Origin of the sequence: Zooshikella harenae (assembly GCF_018837975.1) — a bacterium.
Lineage (GTDB): Bacteria > Pseudomonadota > Gammaproteobacteria > Pseudomonadales > Zooshikellaceae > Zooshikella > Zooshikella harenae.
The window spans coordinates 1-838 of the sequence record NZ_JAGSOY010000299.1 but is presented as its reverse complement, the minus strand read 5'-3'; the positions used below and the strand labels follow the sequence as shown (position 1 = coordinate 838).

Here is an 838-nt window from a genome sequence, read left to right as displayed (position 1 = left end):
GGTTTCATCAATGCGTAAAACAAGACGGTGATCCAGACGCTACTAGGGAAGAATTAGCTGATGCTTACGCAGATTGGGTGCAATATGGCAAACCAGATGGAAAGAACGGATGTGGCGGACCGCCGCCTGTTCCTGTTCCTGTTCCTGAACCTATAGAGTGTGATAGTAATTGTGAAAAAACATTACAACAAACAACTCGAGTAACTGCTCAAGGTGCTGTAATTATTTTTTTCATTTGGGTATGTAGTGCATTAACAACAGGGTAGAACCATGACAGAAGAAAAAAAATCAGCAGGTCATACATACACTGTAGAGCTAAGATTCTTAGGTGATGAATTGGAACCATCTGAAATTTCAGCACAATTGAATTTACAGCCAAGCAATGCATTGAGCCAATTGCAAAGCAAGACCTCTAAAAGGAAGAGACGCCCATTTTGGGCATATAATGGACAAGGGGAAGCTGGCTTCCAAGCAGAGTGGACAAGCCTGGAAGATGGATTGGAATTTCTTCTTAAAAGTCTAAGTTCCAAAAAAACTGAGATAGTTACTCTTGCAGATAAGTTTGACAGTCATTGGTGGTGTGGTCACTTCCAAGACAGCTTTGATGGGGGCCCTAAGCTGTCTCCGAGTTTGTTAATGGAGATAGGCAGTTATGGAGTTCCTCTTATCATTGACAATTATTTCTCAGATTAGGTGTAAAGTTTGCGGTACCGTAAAAGGTGTTAAAGCCTGGCCTTTAATACCCTTGCGCTCAATCTTCTAGACATGTGCAACCTATTTAAGCGCCAAAGCATTACGTTTAAAGCTCGAGTGCATCGAGGTGGTCGCTCTTTAACAG

The 838-nt window shown here is 42.1% G+C and carries 2 protein-coding genes; both read left to right on the top strand.

All coding sequences use genetic code 11. The features are described from left to right. Positions 1–266, top strand: a 266-nt coding sequence (locus tag KCG35_RS25780; RefSeq protein ID WP_215822744.1) for a hypothetical protein, incomplete at its 5' end; no start/stop codon positions are given. A 4-nt stretch (positions 267–270) separates the two neighbouring features. Next, entirely contained in the window at positions 271–693 is a 423-nt protein-coding gene (locus KCG35_RS25775) for a DUF4279 domain-containing protein (protein ID WP_215822742.1), read from the top strand. Positions 694–838 lie beyond the last annotated feature (145 nt).